The following is a 17,600-nucleotide window of genomic DNA, read 5'->3' on the forward strand; positions in this document are numbered from 1 at the left end:
AGCTGGTGGCGCGGGCGGGGCGGGGGCTGCTGGTGGTCAGCAGCAGCCGGCTCCGGCGCCGGCGGCCTCGCGTTTGGCCTGCGGGTCGCAGCAGGCTCCGGCCTCCTCCGCTCGCTCGCTGGTGCCGCAACACGGGGAGGACTGCGCGGGCGCCGGGCCGCAGCACGAGGCTGCGGTGCCGGTGTCGGTGCCGGGGGTGGCCGGAGTGCCGGCGGTGACGGGCTCGTTCATGACGACTTCCTCGTATTTCGATGACTGTCGATGTCTTGCGCCATCAGCATCGCACCTGATTCGATGAGCGTCAACATAGACATTCATCGAATTCGCGAGGTGGTCATGCAACACGTCGACGTGGCGGTCATCGGTGGCGGCCAGTCCGGCCTGGCGGCCGCACAGGCCCTGGTGCGGGCGGGACTGGAGCCCCTCGTGCTGGAGGCGTCGGAGCGGGCCGCCGGGTCGTGGCCGCGGTACTACGACAGCCTGACCCTGTTCTCTCCGGCGCGGTTCAGCGCGCTGCCCGGCCTGCCCTTCGGCGGGGACCCCGACCGCTACCCGCACCGCGACGAGGTCGCCGGCTACCTGGACCGGTACGCCGCCCGCCTGGACGCCGAGATCCGCCTCGGCTGCCGCGTGACCCGCGTCGCGGCGGAGGCGGGCGGCCGGTTCCGGGTCGACCTGGAGGGCGGGGCCGCCCTGACCGCCGGGGCCGTGGTCGCGGCCTCCGGCAGCTTCGGCAATCCCTACCGGCCCGCACTGCCGGGGCTGGAGTCGTTCACCGGCCGCCTCCTGCACGTGGCGGACTACCGCGGGCCCGAGGCGTTCGCGGGCGAGCGGGTCGTCGTGGTGGGCGCGGGCAACTCCGCGGTCCAGGTCGCCGCCGAACTCGCCCTCGGCAGCCGGACCACCCTGGCCACCCGGGCGCCGGTGCAGTTCGCCCGCCGGCGCTTGTGGGGCCGGGACCTGCACTTCTGGCTGACCCGTACGGGCCTGGACGCCGCCCCGCTCGGCCGCCTCCTGCGCACGCCGCCGATCCGTCCGGTCCTGGACGACGGCCGCCACCGCGCCGCGCTCGCCGCGGGCCTGCCCGAACGCCGCCCCGTGTTCACCGGCATGAGCGGCGACGAGGTCACCTGGGCGGACGGGGCGGTGGAGAAGTTCGATGCGGTGGTCCTGGCGACCGGCTACCGCCCCCACCTGCCCTACCTCGCCGGCCTGGACGGCGCCCTGGACGCGGCCGGGCGCGCGCGGCACCGCGACGGCGCCTCCCTCGCCCACCCGGGGCTCGCGTTCGTCGGACTGGAATGGCAGCGCAGTCTGTCCTCGAACACCCTGCGCGGCGTCGGCCGCGACGCCGCACGCGCGGCCCGCCGCCTGGCGCGCCATCTGCGGTGAGCCGCGCCCTACCCGGCTTGCTTCGACATGTGTCAACATAGATGTATGTCGAATGCGAAGGTTCTGCCGCTCCTGGAGCCCGAGGCCGTCGCCCCGTGCTGCCCCCCGCTGAACGAGCGCCCCATGTCCGCGGACGAGGCGGAGACCGCGGCCAAGATGTTCAAGGCACTGGGCGATCCGGTCCGCCTGCGCCTGTTCTCCGCCGTCGCCTCCCACGAGGGCGGAGAAGCCTGCGTGTGCGACATCTCCGACGTCGGCGTCTCCCAGCCGACGGTCTCCCACCACCTGAAGAAGCTCAAGGAGGCGGGGCTGCTGTCCTCCGAGCGGCGCGGGACGTGGGTGTACTACCGGGTGGAGCCGGCCGTGCTCGCCGCGATGGGCGCCCTCCTCTCCGGCGCCGCCAAGGCGACCGCGTGAGCCGGGTGCGGATCGCGGCGCTGCTGCCCGAGCACGCGGAGCAGGTCCTGGCGGTCTACCAGGCCGGGATCGACGAGGGCAACGCCACCTTCGAGACGCGGGCGCCGGACTGGACGGCGTTCGACAAGGCGAAGCTGCCCGGCCACCGGTTCGTCGCCCTCGACGGTGACGGGCGGGTGCTCGGGTGGGTCGCGGCGAGCGCCGTCTCCGACCGGTGCGCCTACGCGGGCGTGGTCGAGCACTCCGTCTACGTCCACCCCGAGGCCCGCGGCCGCGGCGTCGCCCGCGCGTTGCTGGACGCCCTGATCGCCTCCACCGAGGCCGGGGGGATCTGGACGATCCAGTCCGGGATCTTCCCCGAGAACACCGCGAGCCTCGCTCTCCACGAGCGGGCCGGGTTCCGGGTGATCGGCACGCGCGAGCGGATCGGCCGCCATCACGGTGTCTGGCGGGATGTGGTCCTGGTGGAGCGCCGCAGCCCTCTGCTGAAGTGAACTGATCTGCACCGCCGAGGCGCGGTGCCGGGCGAGACGCGCCGGCGCCGTCCGCCACCGCCCGGACGGCTCAGGCCAGCACATCCGCGATCCGGCGCGCTGCTTCCCGGGCGGGCCGGCCGACGCCGATCAGCGTGGCGGAGGCGGGCCCGGTCCAGTCCCCGTAACCGAGCAGGTGCAGGCGCGGGTCGTCGACGGCCCGGGTGCCGTCGGTGGCGATGCGGCCGCGGGTTCCGCGCAGGCGCAGCCCGGCGAGGTGGGCGAGCGCGGGCCGGAAGCCGGTGCACCAGATGACCGCGTCGGCCCCGGCGCGGGTGCCGTCCGCCCACTCCGCGCCGGTCGCGGTGAGGCGGGTGAACATCGGCTTCGCGTCCAGGAGTCCGGCGTCGCGGGCCGCCCGTACGGGCGGGACGGCGACGATGTCGCCGAGGGAGGCGACGCCCCCGTTGTCGCTGCGGCCTTCGTCGAGGGCGCGGCGGCGGGCGGTCGCCGCGTCGAAGAGGGCGCGGCCGTCGATGTCGTCGGCAAGGTAGCGCGGCGGCCGCCGGGTCACCCACGTCACCCGGGCGTGGCCGGTGAGGTCGGCGGCGATCTGTGCGCCGGAGTTCCCTCCGCCGACCACGATCACACGCAGTCCGGCGAACTCGCCGGGGGTGCGGTACTGCACGGTGTGGATCTGGCGTCCGGTGAAGGCGCGGCGGCCGGGGACGTCGGGCAGGAACGGGCGGGACCACGTGCCGGTGGCGCTGACGACGGCGCGGGCACGCCAGTCCCCGCAGTCCGTCTCCACCCGCAGGAAGGCGCCGTCGCGGTGGACGGCCGCCACCCGCACCCCGCGCTGCACGGGCAGTCCGTACCGCTTCTCGTAGTCCGCCAGGTACTCCACCACGTGCCCGGCACCGGGGTGGAGCTGTCCCTCCTGTACGGGCATGAGCCGGCCGGGGAGGGAGGAGTAGGCGGCGGGGGAGAACAGGCGGAGCGAGTCCCAGGTGTGCTGCCAGGCGCCGCCGGGCGCGGCAGCGGCGTCGAGGACGACGTGCTCGATGCCGAGGCGGCGCAGGTGGTAGCCGGCGGCGAGCCCGGACTGGCCGCCGCCGATCACCACCACATCCGTACGCCGGCTCATGCCGCGGGCGCCCCGGTGTCGGTCTTGCCGCGCATGAAGATGACCGCCACCAGTGCCAGGCCCACCGCGGCGCCGACGAGCTGCATGGCCACGAAGCCCGGCACGGAGGCGGGCGCTATGCCGGCGAAGGTGTCGGTGAACGCGCGGCCGATGGTGACCGCGGGATTGGCGAAGGAGGTGGAGGAGGTGAACCAGTACGCCGCCCCGATGTAGGAGGCGACCGCGACGGGGGCGAAGCGCAGCCGGTCGGTGCGGGCCAGGCCGAAGACCAGCAGGATCAGGCCCGCCGTGGCCACGACTTCGCCGAGCAGCAGGTTCCCGGCCGAGCGGTCGTGCGTGGACCACTTCACCAGTGGCTCCCCGAACATCGCGTCCGCCAGGATCGCGCCCGCGACGGCTCCGGCGATCTGGGACGGCACGTATACGGCGAGCTCGCGCGCGGTGACGCCGGCGCCGCCGCGGCGGGCGGTCCACCACTCGGCCAGTGTCACGGCCGGGTTGAAGTGGGCTCCGGAGACCGGGCCGAGGAGGGCGATCAGGACACCGAGGCCGAAGACGGTGGCGGTCGAGTTCGCCAGCAGCTGCAGGGCGGCGTCGCCGGTGAGTCCGGCGGCCTGGATGCCCGAGCCGACCACGACCGCGACCAGGCCGGCGGTGCCGACCAGCTCGGCTGCGGCACGGGCGACCAGCGGCGTACGGGGCGGGGCGGCGCCGGGTGCGGGCTGCGGCACGTCGGCGGCCAGGGCCGACTCCGCTGCGGGCGAGGCGCCGCCGACGGGCTCGGTCGCGGTCAAGACAGGTTCCTCTCGGGAGGCAGGGCAAGGCAGGGCAAGGCGCACAAGGCAGACGAGCCGCGAGGACTACGGGCAGGACCGCTTGACGTTCCCCTCGGCGGTGGCCCGTGCGCTCCGGGCGAGGCTCGCGAACTGACCGGCGAGGGCTTCGAGGACGTCCGGGCGCAGGCGGTAGTACGTGTACCTCCCGCACGGCTCCGTCTCCACGACCCCCGCCTCCCGGAGCACCTTCAGGTGATTGGAGAGGTTCGTCTGCCTCGCACCGGTCTCCTCCACGAGGTGGGTGGTGCAGAGCGTCTCCCGGGCGAGGAGCGTCACGATCCGGAGCCTGAGCGGGTCGGCCAGAACCCGAACCAGATCAGTGTCGACTGACGTCATCATGGGCTGATACTGTCACATCAGCCGGGGCTGACACCAGCCCGGACTGAACCACACCGCCTTTGCCGCAAAGGAAAGCCGATGCCCGCCGCGAACCCGCTCGCGTCAGTTCTCTTCGTCTGCATCCACAACGCCGGCCGCTCCCAGATGGCCGCGGGCTTCCTGCGCCACCTCGCCGGCGACCGGATCGAGGTCCGCTCCGCCGGATCGGTGCCCGGCGACCGGATCAACCCCTCCGCGGTGGCCGCGATGGCCGAGCTGGGCATCGACATCTCCGCCCAGACCCCGAAGGTGCTCACCCCCGAGGCCGCCCGGGCGTCGGACTACATCATCACCATGGGCTGCGGCGACGCCTGCCCGTACTTCCCCGGCAAGACCTACCTCGACTGGCAGCTCGACGACCCCGCCGGCCAGGGCGTCGAAGCCGTACGCCCCATCCGCGACGAGATCAGGAACCTCGTCGAGGGCCTGATCGCGGAAATCGACGCCAAGCCCCAGGCGCGCCCCAACTGACCCGCGAAGCCAGTCAAACCGGAAATCCCCAGGTCGCCGCCCGTGGCGACCGCGCCGCGACGGAGGCATGGACACGCCCCCGCAGAGCCGCTCATCGGAGGTCGGCGCGACCAAGCCATGCCGGCTTCACCGGTATGCCGTCGTCGTCGCATTCCAGGCCCGGCGCCGGTATTCCCCGAGGGCCTGTCGGCTCCGGAGCGGGCGGCGGCACGACTTCTTCCGCTGCAAGCGGTCGGGGGTGGTCGCTGTCCTCGATGAGCTCGGCGAGGGTGAAGCGGGTGACGTACGACTGCCAGGCCCCGTTGATGACGAGGAGGAAGCCGTCACCATGGCGGAACAGCCGACGGCGCTTGGGGCTCCTCGGATGTTCCGGGGTGTAGGCGCGCGCCCGCCTCTCCAACTCGGCCAGCGCCGCCTCCTTGTCGCCCTCCACCTGTGCCATCACGAAAGCCTCGATGTGCTTGCGCTCGCCGACCCCCACGGTGGTCTCCAGCACCAAACCCCACGACTGCATGACCTCTGTCCTTCCTGCTGATCAGCCACCACTGCGGTGCCGCCCCGCATCCCCTGCACCACTTCGCTCCGGGGACCGTGCTCAGCCCAAGACGATGATCGCAACGTTCGGCGAGGCGCCGTCCCCCCCTCGCCGGCCGTCAGGCCGCGCAGCGTCGCACCGAGGCCGATGCCGGCCCGAGTCCGGTGGAGGCGATCACGTCCCTGCGTGTCACCCCAACGCCCAACGCCCAACGCCCAGCGCACGGTGCGCTGGGCGCGGGTCCGGAGCGAGCTCGGCGAAGGCCTCGACCGAGCGATCCTCGGTCAGGAGAAGACGATTGACCGGAACTTCAGCAGGGGTCCCCTCTTGGCGCCCGGGTTCATCACGTTGTAGACGTCGCCGTCGCAGTCGAAGTCGAGGAAGAGGGTGACCGTCGCGTTGGTCTTGTTCCACGGGGACTGAGCCGGAAGGAGCTCGGTGGCCTCCGGGATGTTGATGCACTCTCCGCTCGCGGGGTCGGCGAGGACGTGGCTGCCCAGAAGCGGCCCCCGGTACTCGAACTCGCCAACCGCCGCGGAAGCGGAGTACGGCGTGGACACGGTGAGCAGCAGAGCCCCGGCCGCAGCGGCCAGGGTGTGACGAAGACGCATGATGCTTTCCTCCGATACGACGACGCCGGGAAGTCCGGCCCGACGTGCATTCCCCCGCTCGCCCTCCACCGGATGCCGGTGGCACCCAATCAGCTGTACGCCTCGCCCGTATGCACGCCGGAACTCCCGGATGCGCACTGATCCGGGCCGGCGCCGCCTGAACTCCCGACATGGTTCAAGACAGGCACGGCCGACGAGTACGGCCCGGTGGCAGACCTCAGGCCGGCTTGCGCCACACGGAGACGTGTTTCGCGGAGTCCTGGGTGAATGGGGACCCGTCCCAGTCCGCAACGCGACGTTCCCGTTCGAGCCCGGCGATCCGCGCCATCAGGTCGAGCTCGGCCGGCCAGGCGTACCGGTGCCGGGAGTTCTCGCGGCGGTAGCGGCCGTCGTCGCCGTCGCGGGTGAAGTGGTGCGAGACGAGCACCTGCTCGACCAGGTCGAAGGTGTCGAAGCCGAGATGCTGCTGAGAGACGTCGAACGGCACCGCGACCTGGCCGGGCGGCAGGAGCCGCAGCGGCGGCACACCCAGCTCGATGACGAACCGGCCGCCGGGCTCCAGGTGCCGTGCGGCGTTGCGGAAGCACTCGACCTGCTCGTCCTGCGTGAGCAGGTTCGCGATGGTGTTGTAGACGAGGTAGACCAGGGTGAACCCGCCGGGAACGACGGTGGTGGCCATGTCCCCGATGACCACCGGGAGGGTGTCCTCGTCGACCTTGCGCCGCAGCACGGCTGCCATGTGCTCGGACAGTTCGACGCCCACCACCGGCACGCCGCGTTCCCGGAGCGGGACTCCCACCCGTCCGGTTCCGATGGCGAACTCCAGCGCCCGGCCGTCTCCGGCGAGCTCGGCCAGAAAGGCGAGGGTCGGTCCGAGAACGGCAGCCGAAGACGCTTCGGCCTCCTCGGCGTCGTAGCGGTCGGCGGTCTCGCGGGTCCACAGCTCACTGCTCGTCACGGGTGCCCACTGTGCCGGGTGCCGAAGGAGGCTGTCGACGCATTTGAGTTCTCCGCCGGGAGCTCTCAGGCCGAGAACGAGACGCCGGTGCCGATGAAGGCAAGGACGGCGACCGGCAGCAGCAGCATCCACTGGGGGAGCTGCAGGAGCGGCCGTGGCCAGTCGGCGGCCAGGGTGACGGTGAGGAACACCGCCGCGTAGGCGAGGTAATGGGCGGCGATGAAGACCACGAGCGCCGTGCCGGGCGCGGCCGTGAAGGAGAGGACAAGAAGGGCGATCGAGCTGAACAGCAGGTCGGCGGTGACCATGTGCCAGACGACGTGCAGGGTTCGCTTGGGCTCGGCGGCCAGCTCGCTGCCCAGGAGCGGGCGGACGACGGAGCGGCTGCCGGCGGTGGCGTGGATGAGGGTGGTCGCCGCCGCGATGCCTCCGGCGGTGAGCAGCCAGCCGTTCATCGGGCCTCGATTCCCTTGGCTGCTACTCGGGCGATGCGCTGGGCCAGATCCGGTCCGGGGCGTTCGCCGACGATCCCCAGGTGGAAGAAGACCGCCCCGGCCAGGGTGTCCAGTACGAGATCGACCGGCAGGTCCGCGCCGGTCTCGCCCCGCTGCTCTGCCCGGTCGAACACCACGACGAGTCGTTCCCTGGCCGGCCGGAGGAACCGGGAGCGGATCGTCGCGCGCAGTTCCGGCGTGGCGGCGAAGTCCGCGAGCAGTCCCGGCAGGGCCGCTGCGGCCGGCGGGGCGGAGAACTCATCGATCAGCGACTGGACCACCGCAGCCAGGTCCTCTTCCAAAACCCCGGTGTCCGGCACGTCGGCGGTGTCGGCGGCGGTGAAGACGGCCTCGTAGACCAGCTCCGGCTTCCCGGACCAGCGGCGGTAGACGGTGTCCTTTCCGACACCCGCTCGCGCGGCGACGGCGCCGATGGACAGCCCGGCGTAGCCGTTCTCCATGAGCAGTTCGCCGGCTGCCTTCATGATCGCGGCACCGGACCGCTCGTCTCTGGGGCGCCCTCGCCCCGCGGGGGAAGAAGTCATGCCCCCACTATTCCATACGGGTCGACCCGTATGGAATATCGGTCGGCAGGTCGAATGCCGACCCAGTGGGAGCATGCCCGTGTGCGGGGCGAGGGACCGGCCGCGCATGCCGCATGCCGTCAGCCTTCCCGGCCGAAGCGCCGCAGGCGCTGTCGCCTCCTCCACGGTGCCCGAAGGGCTCGCACATGCAGCTGATCATGCCCGCCGGGCCGACCGCTCACGGAGTGCCGCCGACGGCGGCGCCCGCACCGCGCCCCCACTCCCCGGCGTCTGCGACTACAGTCGCCGTGCGCCGTGGCGTCCCGTACCGGCCGGGCCTGCCAGGCACAGGTCGTCGACGCCGGGCCCGCAAGGAGAAGGATGACCAGCATGCAGCGCATACCCGTGCCCGCGGACGGCACGCAACGCGGCGCAATTGCCGGTGAGCGGGCCGCCCGACTGCGGCGGCGGCTGGAACGCCTGATCGGCATCGCGGCGACCGAGGGGAACGCCCTGGTTGCGCTGCGCAACGGCGACGAGATCTTCCCGGCCATGCTGGACGCCATCCGGTCCGCCGAGTACACGGTCGACATGATGACGTTCGTGTACTGGCAGGGCGACATCGCCCGCCGGTTCGCCCACGTACTGGCCGAGCGGGCCCGTGCAGGAGTGCGGGTACGGCTGCTGCTGGACGGCTTCGGCAGCCGGCTGATCGAGAAGGACCTGCTGGACGACATGGACCGGGCCGGTGTCCAGGTGGCGTGGTTCCGCAAACCGCTGTACCTCTCGCCGCTCAAGCAGAACCACCGCTGCCACCGCAAGGTCCTCGTCGTCGACGAACAGACCGGCTTCACCGGAGGCGTGGGCATCGCCGAGGAGTGGTGCGGCGACGCCCGCAATCCGCACGAGTGGCGGGACACCCACGTCGAGGTCCGCGGGCCGGCCGTGGACGGCATCGCCGCGGCCTTCGCGCAGAACTGGGCCGAGTGCCACGACGAGCTCTTCGACGACCACGACCGCTTCACCGACCACCGGCCCCAGGGCGATGCGGTCGTGCAGGTGGTGCGCGGCTCGGCCAGCTTCGGCTGGCAGGACATGCAGACCCTGATACGCGTCATGATCGAGTCCGCCGAGGAGCGGTTCCGGGTGGCCACGGCCTACTTCTCCCCGGACGCCTACTTCGTCGACCTGCTGTGCGCCGCCGCACGACGCGGAGTGGAGGTGGAGATCCTGCTGCCGGGCCCGTACACCGACAAGCGGGTCTGCCAGCTGGCCGGACAGCACTTCTACGAGGATCTCCTCGCCTGCGGGGTGAAGATCCACCAGTACCAGCCGACCATGATGCACGCCAAGGTCATCACCGTGGACCGCACCGCCGCCCTCGTCGGCTCCACCAACTTCAACCGGCGCTCCCTCGACCACGACGAGGAGATCATGCTCGCCGTCCTCGACGAGGGGTTCACCGCGACACTGGACGCCCACTTCGACGCCGACATCACGGCCAGTACGCGCATCCGGGCGGGCCGCTGGAAGAGACGCTCCCTGCTGCAGCGGACCCGCGAGGCCGCCGTCCAGCCCATCCGCCGCTTCCTGTGAGCCGGGGGTCCGCCTGCGGTCGGGATTGTGCGTCCGCAGGCGGACCCCCGGGCAGCCCAGCCCGCGAGCAGCCGAATGACAGTGCGGCCCCACGACCCCTTCGGTGCAGCACGGCTACAACCCACAACCCCGCGCGCCGCATGGAGTGTGCCGCTCACCCCAGCCGCCACAGCCGGACCCGCCCGGCGAAACGGCCCGCCGCCGGCCGGACAGGGCAGGCACCCCGCCGACCGGCACTCCGCGGCCGTCGGGGCCTGCCGGGCCGGCCACGGCAGGCCCCGTCGGCGAGGCGGGGGCGGCGCGCCGAGGCCCGTGTACCGGACCCCGGCTGACCGTCGTCGTCGCTCTCAGCCGGTGAGGCCCTTCTCGAGGATGGTGCCGGGGTCCACAGGCTCATCCGGCTGCTCGGGCTCCGCCGGGGGACCCTCCGGCTCCTCGTAGGGGTTCGGCGGGGCCTTGTCCGGAATCTCCAGCGGAGGATCGGGCTGCACCGGGGGCGGGTCCGCCGGGAAGGGGCCCATCGGCGGGTCCACCGGATCCACCGGCGAGACGGCGGGTACCTGGGTCGTGGGGGCCGCCGTCGCCGTGGTGGCGGGGAGGACGACGCCTCCCGCGACCGCCGCGACCGCCGCGGCCGCCGCCCCGATCGTCGCGATCTTCAAGTGGACGAACTTCTTCCGGATCGTGCGAGCCATGGATGTCTCCCGTGGTCTTGAAGGGCGCCCATCTGGCGTCCTCGGCCTCGGTACCAGTAGGCCCAAACCACCCGTGCGGAGTCATGCGCCGGGATCTCGGGGCTTGACACCGCCGGTCCGAATGACTCCGCCCTCGCGATGAGCAGGCCCCGGGCGACGACGTGAACGGTCCCCGGGCCTCCCCGATCCCGAAAAACGGCGAACCCCCTGACCGGCTGCGGCCGAGGGCGCGACGCAAGCCGATGCGTCCACTATCCGGCCACCCGCGGCATGGAACGGGCGCTAGCAGACCGAGGACCAACTCGCTGACGGCTTCCCCGACCGTCTACCGTCCCCGTCCCCGTGTCGGTCATGTACGGGGAGGCGCCTGCTGGGGCAGGTCCATGTGCAGGCGGATCGTGGTGCCGTGGGTGGGGGTGGAGCGGATTTCGACGAGGTCGCAGAGCTGGTGTGCCAGCCACAGGCCGCGGCCGCCGATCTGCGTCGCGTCAGGGCGGATCCGGCCGGCCATGACGTCGGAGATGTAGCCGCTGTCGCGGAACTCGCAGAGGAACGCCGTGTCCTGGGACCAGGTGCGCAGGGTTCCGCGGCCCCCGCCGTGGCGGATGCTGTTCGTCGCGATCTCCGTGACGGCTACGGCGAGCTTGGGAAGCCGGTCGTCGGGCAGGCCCGCGTCCGAGGCGCACTGGGAGACCTTCGAGCGGATCGCCGCCAGGTCACCATGCGTGTAGTGCAGCTCCTGGAAGGGATCGCAGGGGCCGGGCAGCTCCTCGAAGCGGTATTCCTCGCCGGCGAGGTACTCCTCGTTGGCTGCCTGGCGTCCGTCCCGGCGGATCAGCGGGTGGCACCGCGAGAGCGATGCCAGGGCGTCCTGGTCCTCGTCGGCCGCGTCGTAGGGGCACAGCATGGACCAGGTGGAGCTGCGGGCGAAGGCCCGGTTCAGCAGCCACTCGTGATAGCGGAGTTCGGACAGCTGGGCGGCGCTGCGCGCCTGGCGCCAGGCGGTCTCGCTGATGGCGCGTACCGGCCTCTCGCCCTCGCTGCGGTCCTGCATCCAGGTCGCCCAGGCGGCGACGAGCCGCCCGGGGTTCGGGCCGGCCGTTGTCGTGTCGACGTAGGTGACGGCGGGATCGTCGGCGAGTTCACGGCGCAGGAGCGAGGTCTTGTCCGAGGGGAGGGCGACGACCACCGCCTCGCCGCCCTGGAGGGCCTCGTGGATGAAGCCCAGGGTGCCGGAGAGGAACTCCTGCTCGCCGCGGTAGGGGTACAGCTCGTGACGGAAGGGTTCTCCGTGCGGACCGGAGGGCTTCGGGGGCACGGTCGTGGTCATGCCGCCATCACCACCGGCACGTCGGCGACCGCGTAGCCGGCGAGTTCCCAGCACAGGCGCACGGTCTCGTTGGCGCCTTCCACGTCGATCCGGCGGTCAGGCAGGTGGCGGGCCGCCTCGACGAGCGCGTGCATGCCGGCGGCGTCGATCATCTCCAGGGTGTCGAAACTCAGCTTCACCCTGGGGGTGTGCCGCACCGCGGCCCGAACGGCGCCGTTGAACGCCGCCGCGCACTCCGAGTCGATCACTCCGTCCACGCTCCACCTGTCGGTGCCGGTGTTGAACATCCGAAAGGCCGGATGCCGTGCGCGCCTGCCCGTCTCCTGGGGATGCACGCATGCCACCCCGTCCAGCGTAGGCGGGTCCCACAGCGACGGTCTGAAGGCGCACACCACGATGGCCCCGCTCTCCGAGGCGAACTCGTCGAGCTTCAGCTCCTGTGCCAGCAGGTCCTCGGCCCCGCCCGGCGCCGGCGAGGGCGTCCGCTCGGCCAGTACGCGGATCCCCCGGAACCCTTCACGGACGGCGGCACGGGCTTCCCGGCGCACCGCGGCCAGGACGGATTCGGCGTCCGCCAGGCCGGGGAAGTCCAGGACCACCGGGGCGGGGGTGAGCCCTTCGGGGGCGCGCGGGACGCCGGAGGCACCCCTACTGGAGGAGACGATCACGATCTTGTCCCCATACAGGGCTCCGTCGGCCACGTACGCCCGCGCGTCCGTGAACAGCGTGGCGGAGGGGTCCATGCGCCAGCAGACGTGATCCCCGACCTCGACCTCGTCCAACGTCGCCAACGCCCGCGCCGCTCTCACCCTGGCCCCTTTCAGTCCGCCGCCCGTCTGCTTGTGCCCGCTCCGGCCGCCCCGCAACAGCACACTACTGCGCCGAGCCCGGCGGACCGCCCCCGGCGGATCGGTCCGGGCAGACCCCCCACGATCAGCAACGGCGACGGGCGCGCCCTACGCGCGGGGACGGGGCCGCGCCGAGAGTACGGCCGCGAGCACGGAACAAGGGCAAGGCTCCGTGCTGCTGGTCCGCGCCGTTGGCGTCATCCGGGGTGCGACGCCGACCGTGCCGCCACCGCCCTCCTGACCCACCAGGACGGCGGACGGCCCGCGGCCGGGGGCGTGGCCCCTGCTGTCCGGTCCGCGCCCGCCCGTACCCGAATCGGCAGGCGGCACCCGCCGCACCGGAGCCGCCCCCGCCCTCGACCGCGATGGAGGCCGCCGCTGCCGCGGCACCGGCAGCGGGACCTGTGCCGGTGAGGCTGACGCCCACGAGAGGCCGGTGCCGCTGCTTGGAAGGACGCCCCGGCCTCCGCCCTGGCCTCGACCACCTCGTGGAGAGGATTCCCCGTTCCCTGACCGCGGCCCGAGCCGCTCCACCACCACCCTGCCGGGGCTGCTCCCGTCCGGGCGGTGCCCGCGGACCCGTCTGTGCCCGTGCCCTGACAGCAGGCGGCCGCGGCTCGGAAGACGGGCCAGGGCGGGTCCGGTGACGGCCCGGGCTTCGCCCACGGACGCAGCCGATCTGGCGGGCCTGCCAGGCGGGGACTGGATCCCCGTGGAGGGCCTGCTGCTCGCCGGCGCGCTGCTCGCGGCCTCGGAGGATTCCCGGCGCCCGACGTGTGCGGGCGCAGTACGACCGGGCCGCCCAGCCTCAGCCGGCCTTGGCCGCGTTCGGGTCCGTGCCGGTGGCGAGCCGCCGGGGTGCGGCCCTCTCTGCCGGTCGCAGTGTCCGCGTCGTCCTCTAGGCTGACGGGTCGGGTGGTTGTGCGGCGCTGTGCTGTTCGGTCCGGATACGGCAGCGTGCGGCTGGGGGAGGGAACCATGCGTCGCCGTCTTCTGTTGTCCGGGCTTCCGGTGGTCGCCGCTTTCGTCCTGGCGTCCGGTCTCAGGTGCGAGGGCCCCTTGTCCGGCTGGTGGCATGGGCAGACGCTCGGCACGGCCGGGATGAGGCAGGTGCTTCCCCAGGGGACGGACGTCGCCGGATACCGTGTGGTCTCCGTCGAACCGGAACTCACCGACCAGCCCTCCCCCGACCGCATGTGCGGCGCTGTGTCGTCGGCCATCACCTCCCCGGATCACGGGCCCTCAGCTGCAACCCGGCTGACCCTCAGGCCCGTCGGGGAGACCGGGCAGGGCGAGAGTGTCGTGTCCTACAGCTTCTCCGAGGATGACGCCAAGAGCGTCATGAAGCGCATCCGGGCAGCCCTTCCGAGCTGTGCGCACTACAACGCCTGGTACGCGGACCTCTACACGCGCCACGGTCTGCGGCCCACGCAATCGCCTTACCGGGTGGGGGACGACAGGATCAGCTACCGCAGACTCGACCCGCCGCCGGGGCACGCTTCCGCGGGCGGCTCTCCGGTACCGATGGCGCCGGGACCGCTCCAGGAGCCCGGCCGGACGACGACGTTCGTCCGCACGGGCGGCGTGATCACCCGGTATCCGGCCGCCGTGCCGCAGGCGGTGGTCGAAGACCTCACCGACCGCTTCCGCCGAGCCGTATCCGGCTGATGCCGCATGTGCCGAGCCGACTCGCAGTGCTCGCCGTGACGCAGATCATGCCGTCGGCCCTGAGGACGACGGGCGGTAGCCCGGCAGCCGCCGCCTCAGACCCCCGCCCACGACCAGCATGAGCAAACCGGGAGCCGATCACACCAGCCATTCGACCTGCCATCCTAGTTGCCGGAGCTCACTCCCGGACGGTGGACTCCACTCGGTGGAGTCCACCGCACCGGGTGCGCACCATCGGTCCACTCGGTGGCCGGCCTCGCGGCCCCGGCGCGGTCCGGGTTGGTGGGCGGTGCACCTGCTGGTCGTCCAAGCGCATCGGGCGCACCGCGTCGGCATCGGCCTGCGCGGTGTAGCGGCCCGCCTGGCCGCGTGCCGCGCGGGTGGCCGCCTCCTGGAGGCGGCGCAGCCGGTCGGCGGGGAGACCGAGGGCCTCCACGTCCCTGCGAGACTTCGGCAGCGCCCGCAGCGCCGTCATGTAGATCGCTTCCCCGCGATCGGCCTTCGGCCCCTGGTCGTCGTGCTCGGGGTCGGCCGACTCGGGCGCGAGCAGCTGCTCGGGCATCGCCGCCTGCTGGTGGGCGACGGCGTCGTACGCCCGGCCTCGCACGGCGGTGGCGGTGGTGGTGCGCAGCTTCTGCCGGACCACCGCGCCGGCGGGGACGGCGCGCTCGTACTGAAGCGGGACGTGGGGGATCTCCCACTCCCCGAGTCCCGGCCCGGAGGCCGGCACGCGGGCGGCTCGCCGGGATCGACCGGGGGGCTGCCGGTCCGGTCCGGGCGCGGGGCCCGGGGCTGCGGGCAGGAGCGTCGGACAGAGACCACCAAGCGGTCTAGGGGCGGTAGTCCGCCAGCAGGCCGCAGTGGGTGGAGATGGCCGCGGCCACGATCTCCTCGTCCAGGCCGGGGTCACGGCGGCGGCCGCGCTAAACGAGAGCGAGGTGGCGGCGGGCTTCGGCGAGCACGTGCCGGCGGTGGAAGCGGCCCCCGTCGTTCATCACGAACACCGTCGCGGTGACGTCGACGGCCGCCAGGGCGACGTCGACCACGGCCGCGACCCAGGCCCTGATCACGGCGGCCGCGGCGCGGGCGTGCTCGAAGAGATAGGTGATGACGTCCGCGGCGACCCCGGAGGTGAGAATCGCGCTCACCTTCCACCACGCGCGCAGCTGCGCGAGCGGCTGGGTCTTCCGCCTGGGCGGGCGGGCCTTGCGGGCGGAGATCTGCTTCATCTTGGCGCGGGCCCGCTGGGAGACCACGGGCCGGAACCGCGGCTCGCCGTCGTCGTCGACGGCGGTGAGGTACTCGTGCTCCAGCTCTGCCAGGCAGGCGGCGATCTGGTCGCTGCGCCGGGCGGTCCAGCGGATCAGCTCGTGCGGCGCCCCGGCAATGTCCATCACCGGCCGGCGCCCCGGGGTGACGGTGCGCGGCTCGGTCGCCAGCCCCAGCTCCTCGCAGACCTCGGAGGCGATCAGCTCGTTGTAGAGCGCGGAGGCCGCGACCGTGTTCTCGTGCAGGGCCAGGGTGGTGGATCGACCCCCACTTCCCGTCCCGCCGCTGCCCTTCACCGACAACAGCAGGTGGTCAGCGAGCAAGCGTCGCCCGGAACGCGCCTCGTAGTGGCGGAAGCGCGCGGCGACCAGACCGCCGGGCGGACGTACCCGGTAGACACCGTCCTTGCCATAGCGGATCACCGGGACCTCGTCCTCGATCCACTCCAGCACCCGCTCGATCGCCCGCTCGTGCGCGGCCTCGATCACCAGACGGGTCTCCTCATCCCCGAACGCCCACAGCAGGTAGATCGTCGGCTGCGGCCGGAACACAAGATCCACGCCCGTGACCGTGACCCGGCGTCCGAGGGCGCCGGCCTTGAAGGCCTACTTCGGGGAGTCACCCGCGGCGAGCCGGGCGGCCTCGATCTGGTCCGCGTCCGGGTGGCGGCCCCGCTCGCCGAACAGGTTCCGCAGCTGCGCCTCTGTGACCTTCTCACCCGGCGAATGCGGCATTGCCACACACGGGCGGGCAGCTGGTATCTCAGCTCGCGGCCGCTTCAAGAACGCTGTCCTGCACGCGAATGTGGGCATATAGGGGTTGCCGGGGACCGCCTGGCCGCGAATCAGAGCGCTCATGGCCGACGAGTGTCCCACAACGCGCCCAGCGGGTCAGAACATCGAAGGGTCCAGCGGTCACCGCTCGACCTGGCTAGGCAGTTTCGTTTGGATCACCGGGCGGACCAGAGAAAGGTGCCCGCGATGTGGAGTCCGGCCAGGTAGATGGTGGCGGTCTTCTCGTAGCGGGTGGCGAGACCGCGCCACTGCTTCAAGCGGTTGATGCACCGTTCGACGGTGTTGCGCTGCTTGTAGGTCTCGCGGTCGAAGGCCGGTGGCCGGCCGCCGCGGCTGCCTCGACGAAGCCGGTGTCCGCGCTGGTCGGCGGGGACGGGGATCACTGCCCGGATGCCGCGTTTGCGCAGGTGCTCGCGGATCGCTCGGGAGGTGTACGCCTTGTCGGCCAGGACCACATCCGGCCTGGTGCGGGGCCGTCCTCGCCGACGGGGTACGCGCAGGCGGGCCATGACGTCGGTGAAGGCGGGTGCGTCCCCGGCCTGTCCGGCGGTGAGGTGGAAGGCCAGTGGCCTGCAGCGGTCGTCGGCGGCGAGGTGGATCTTCGTGGTCAGTCCGCCGCGGGAGCGGCCGATTGCATGGTCGTCCGGTTCGCCGGCCGGGGCCCCTTTTTGCGGGCCCCGGCCGCGTGCTGGTGGGCCCGCACGATCGTGGAGTCGACCGACACGGCCCAGTTGAGATCCTCGTCCGCGTCGGCCTGGGCCACGAGGGCGGTGAAGACCCGCTCCCACGTGCCGTCGACGGCCCGCATCCGCAGCCGGTTGTAGACACCTCGCCAGTTGCCGTACTTCTCCGGCAGGTGAACCCACTGAGTGCCGGTCTGGAACTTGTAGGCGATCGCGTCGATCACCTCACGATGGTCCCGCCAACGGCCACCCCGCTTGGGCGTCCGGTCCGGAAGCAACGGTTCGATCCGCGCCCACTGCGCATCAGTCAACGACCCACCCGGACCAACGACCAACTGATCCAAACGAAACCGCCTAGTGACCTGAGTCAGAGATTCGTCGGCAGTAGGCAGCGACTTTGTCGAGGATCTCGTCGGCTGTCTTCGTCCAGGCGAAGGGTCTGGGGTGCTCGTTCCAGTCGGCGAGCCAGCCTCGGATGTCG

The 17,600-nt window shown here is 72.4% G+C and carries 21 protein-coding genes and 2 pseudogenes; 6 read left to right on the forward strand and 17 right to left on the reverse strand.

Annotated features, from left to right (window positions below; translation table 11 throughout):
- Positions 1-36: 36 nt before the first annotated feature.
- Positions 37-231: a hypothetical protein gene (locus EF903_RS13820; protein ID WP_125543518.1), complete on the reverse strand. Its 195-nt coding sequence runs from the start codon at positions 229-231 to the stop codon at positions 37-39.
- Between the two features lie 105 nt (positions 232-336).
- On the opposite strand from EF903_RS13820, the gene EF903_RS13825 reads away from it, so the two are divergent.
- Genes EF903_RS13825 through EF903_RS13835 form a run of 3 tightly spaced genes read left to right on the forward strand, consistent with a single transcriptional unit; the run spans position 337 to position 2,303 of the window.
- Complete coding sequence (locus tag EF903_RS13825; protein ID WP_125543536.1) at positions 337-1,392, forward strand: NAD(P)/FAD-dependent oxidoreductase; 1,056 nt, start codon at positions 337-339, stop codon at positions 1,390-1,392.
- Between the two features lie 45 nt (positions 1,393-1,437).
- On the forward strand, positions 1,438-1,809 hold the full coding sequence (locus EF903_RS13830) for a helix-turn-helix transcriptional regulator (RefSeq protein ID WP_125543519.1): 372 nt from the start codon (positions 1,438-1,440) through the stop codon (positions 1,807-1,809).
- Positions 1,806-2,303, forward strand: coding sequence for a GNAT family N-acetyltransferase (locus EF903_RS13835; RefSeq protein WP_125543520.1), 498 nt, complete (start codon positions 1,806-1,808; stop codon positions 2,301-2,303). The genes EF903_RS13830 and EF903_RS13835 overlap by 4 nt, the downstream gene beginning before the upstream one ends.
- Before the next feature lie 70 nt (positions 2,304-2,373).
- Here EF903_RS13835 and EF903_RS13840 read toward each other — a convergent pair whose 3' ends face one another.
- From EF903_RS13840 to EF903_RS13850, 3 genes are all read right to left on the reverse strand, one after another.
- Positions 2,374-3,429, reverse strand: coding sequence for an ArsO family NAD(P)H-dependent flavin-containing monooxygenase (locus EF903_RS13840; protein ID WP_125543521.1), 1,056 nt, complete (start codon positions 3,427-3,429; stop codon positions 2,374-2,376).
- On the reverse strand, positions 3,426-4,223 hold the full coding sequence (locus EF903_RS13845; RefSeq protein ID WP_125543522.1) for an aquaporin: 798 nt from the start codon (positions 4,221-4,223) through the stop codon (positions 3,426-3,428). Before EF903_RS13845 ends, EF903_RS13840 begins: the two co-directional genes overlap by 4 nt.
- A 66-nt stretch (positions 4,224-4,289) precedes the next feature.
- Positions 4,290-4,604 carry a helix-turn-helix transcriptional regulator gene (locus tag EF903_RS13850; RefSeq protein WP_125543523.1) on the reverse strand — a complete coding sequence of 105 codons (315 nt, stop codon included), beginning with the start codon at positions 4,602-4,604 and terminating at the stop codon, positions 4,290-4,292.
- A 78-nt stretch (positions 4,605-4,682) separates the two neighbouring features.
- Here EF903_RS13850 and EF903_RS13855 point away from each other — a divergent pair, with 78 nt between their 5' ends.
- Complete coding sequence (locus tag EF903_RS13855) at positions 4,683-5,114, forward strand: arsenate reductase ArsC (RefSeq protein ID WP_125543524.1); 432 nt, start codon at positions 4,683-4,685, stop codon at positions 5,112-5,114.
- Positions 5,115-5,205: 91 nt separating this feature from the next.
- Here the strand turns inward: EF903_RS13855 and EF903_RS13860 are convergent, their stop codons facing one another.
- The 5 genes from EF903_RS13860 to EF903_RS13880 all read right to left on the reverse strand — a co-directional run bounded on the left by EF903_RS13860 (position 5,206) and on the right by EF903_RS13880 (position 8,257).
- Positions 5,206-5,628 (reverse strand): hypothetical protein, encoded by a 423-nt coding sequence (locus EF903_RS13860; protein ID WP_125543525.1) that lies wholly within the window; start codon positions 5,626-5,628, stop codon positions 5,206-5,208.
- A gap of 305 nt (positions 5,629-5,933) precedes the next feature.
- Positions 5,934-6,260: a hypothetical protein gene (locus EF903_RS13865; RefSeq protein WP_125543526.1), complete on the reverse strand. Its 327-nt coding sequence runs from the start codon at positions 6,258-6,260 to the stop codon at positions 5,934-5,936.
- Positions 6,261-6,477: 217 nt separating this feature from the next.
- Positions 6,478-7,218 (reverse strand): class I SAM-dependent methyltransferase, encoded by a 741-nt coding sequence (locus tag EF903_RS13870; protein ID WP_125543527.1) that lies wholly within the window; start codon positions 7,216-7,218, stop codon positions 6,478-6,480.
- Between the two features lie 65 nt (positions 7,219-7,283).
- The gene (locus EF903_RS13875) at positions 7,284-7,673 is read right to left on the reverse strand and encodes a hypothetical protein (RefSeq protein WP_125543528.1); all 390 of its coding nucleotides are present in this window, start codon (positions 7,671-7,673) and stop codon (positions 7,284-7,286) included.
- Positions 7,670-8,257 (reverse strand): TetR/AcrR family transcriptional regulator, encoded by a 588-nt coding sequence (locus tag EF903_RS13880; RefSeq protein WP_125543529.1) that lies wholly within the window; start codon positions 8,255-8,257, stop codon positions 7,670-7,672. Before EF903_RS13880 ends, EF903_RS13875 begins: the two co-directional genes overlap by 4 nt.
- 369 nt (positions 8,258-8,626) lie before the next feature.
- Here EF903_RS13880 and EF903_RS13885 point away from each other — a divergent pair, with 369 nt between their 5' ends.
- Complete coding sequence (locus EF903_RS13885) at positions 8,627-9,832, forward strand: phosphatidylserine/phosphatidylglycerophosphate/cardiolipin synthase family protein (RefSeq protein ID WP_260615231.1); 1,206 nt, start codon at positions 8,627-8,629, stop codon at positions 9,830-9,832.
- A 347-nt stretch (positions 9,833-10,179) separates the two neighbouring features.
- Here EF903_RS13885 and EF903_RS13890 read toward each other — a convergent pair whose 3' ends face one another.
- The 3 genes from EF903_RS13890 to EF903_RS13900 form a co-directional block, all read right to left on the reverse strand.
- Positions 10,180-10,527, reverse strand: coding sequence for a hypothetical protein (locus EF903_RS13890; RefSeq protein ID WP_125543531.1), 348 nt, complete (start codon positions 10,525-10,527; stop codon positions 10,180-10,182).
- Between the two features lie 349 nt (positions 10,528-10,876).
- Positions 10,877-11,857: a sensor histidine kinase gene (locus tag EF903_RS13895; RefSeq protein WP_125543532.1), complete on the reverse strand. Its 981-nt coding sequence runs from the start codon at positions 11,855-11,857 to the stop codon at positions 10,877-10,879.
- A complete protein-coding gene (locus EF903_RS13900; RefSeq protein WP_312845923.1) occupies positions 11,854-12,648 on the reverse strand; it encodes an MEDS domain-containing protein in 795 nt (264 codons plus the stop codon). Before EF903_RS13900 ends, EF903_RS13895 begins: the two co-directional genes overlap by 4 nt.
- 1,167 nt (positions 12,649-13,815) lie before the next feature.
- Between EF903_RS13900 and EF903_RS13905 the strand changes: the two genes are divergently transcribed.
- Positions 13,816-14,373 carry a hypothetical protein gene (locus EF903_RS13905; protein ID WP_148142520.1) on the forward strand — a complete coding sequence of 186 codons (558 nt, stop codon included), beginning with the start codon at positions 13,816-13,818 and terminating at the stop codon, positions 14,371-14,373.
- Positions 14,374-14,551: 178 nt separating this feature from the next.
- Here EF903_RS13905 and EF903_RS34035 read toward each other — a convergent pair whose 3' ends face one another.
- The 5 genes and pseudogenes from EF903_RS34035 to EF903_RS35220 form a co-directional block, all read right to left on the reverse strand.
- A complete protein-coding gene (locus tag EF903_RS34035) occupies positions 14,552-15,103 on the reverse strand; it encodes a hypothetical protein (protein ID WP_185902652.1) in 552 nt (183 codons plus the stop codon).
- A gap of 193 nt (positions 15,104-15,296) precedes the next feature.
- Positions 15,297-16,205 (reverse strand): annotated as a pseudogene (gene mobF / locus EF903_RS13915) (MobF family relaxase); the annotation flags it as partial.
- 42 nt (positions 16,206-16,247) lie between these two features.
- Positions 16,248-16,376 carry a hypothetical protein gene (locus EF903_RS35215; RefSeq protein WP_260615230.1) on the reverse strand — a complete coding sequence of 43 codons (129 nt, stop codon included), beginning with the start codon at positions 16,374-16,376 and terminating at the stop codon, positions 16,248-16,250.
- 215 nt (positions 16,377-16,591) lie between these two features.
- Positions 16,592-17,454, reverse strand: a protein-coding gene (locus EF903_RS13920; protein WP_399420803.1) for an IS5 family transposase whose coding sequence is annotated in 2 segments (ribosomal slippage) — positions 16,592-17,097 and positions 17,097-17,454 — 864 coding nt in all. Because the reading frame shifts where the segments join, the coding sequence is not laid out codon by codon here.
- A 19-nt stretch (positions 17,455-17,473) separates the two neighbouring features.
- Positions 17,474-17,600, reverse strand: a pseudogene (locus tag EF903_RS35220) (IS630 family transposase); the annotation flags it as partial.

The organism is Streptomyces sp. WAC05292, from assembly GCF_003949955.1.
Taxonomy (GTDB): Bacteria; Actinomycetota; Actinomycetes; order Streptomycetales; family Streptomycetaceae; genus Streptomyces; species Streptomyces globosus.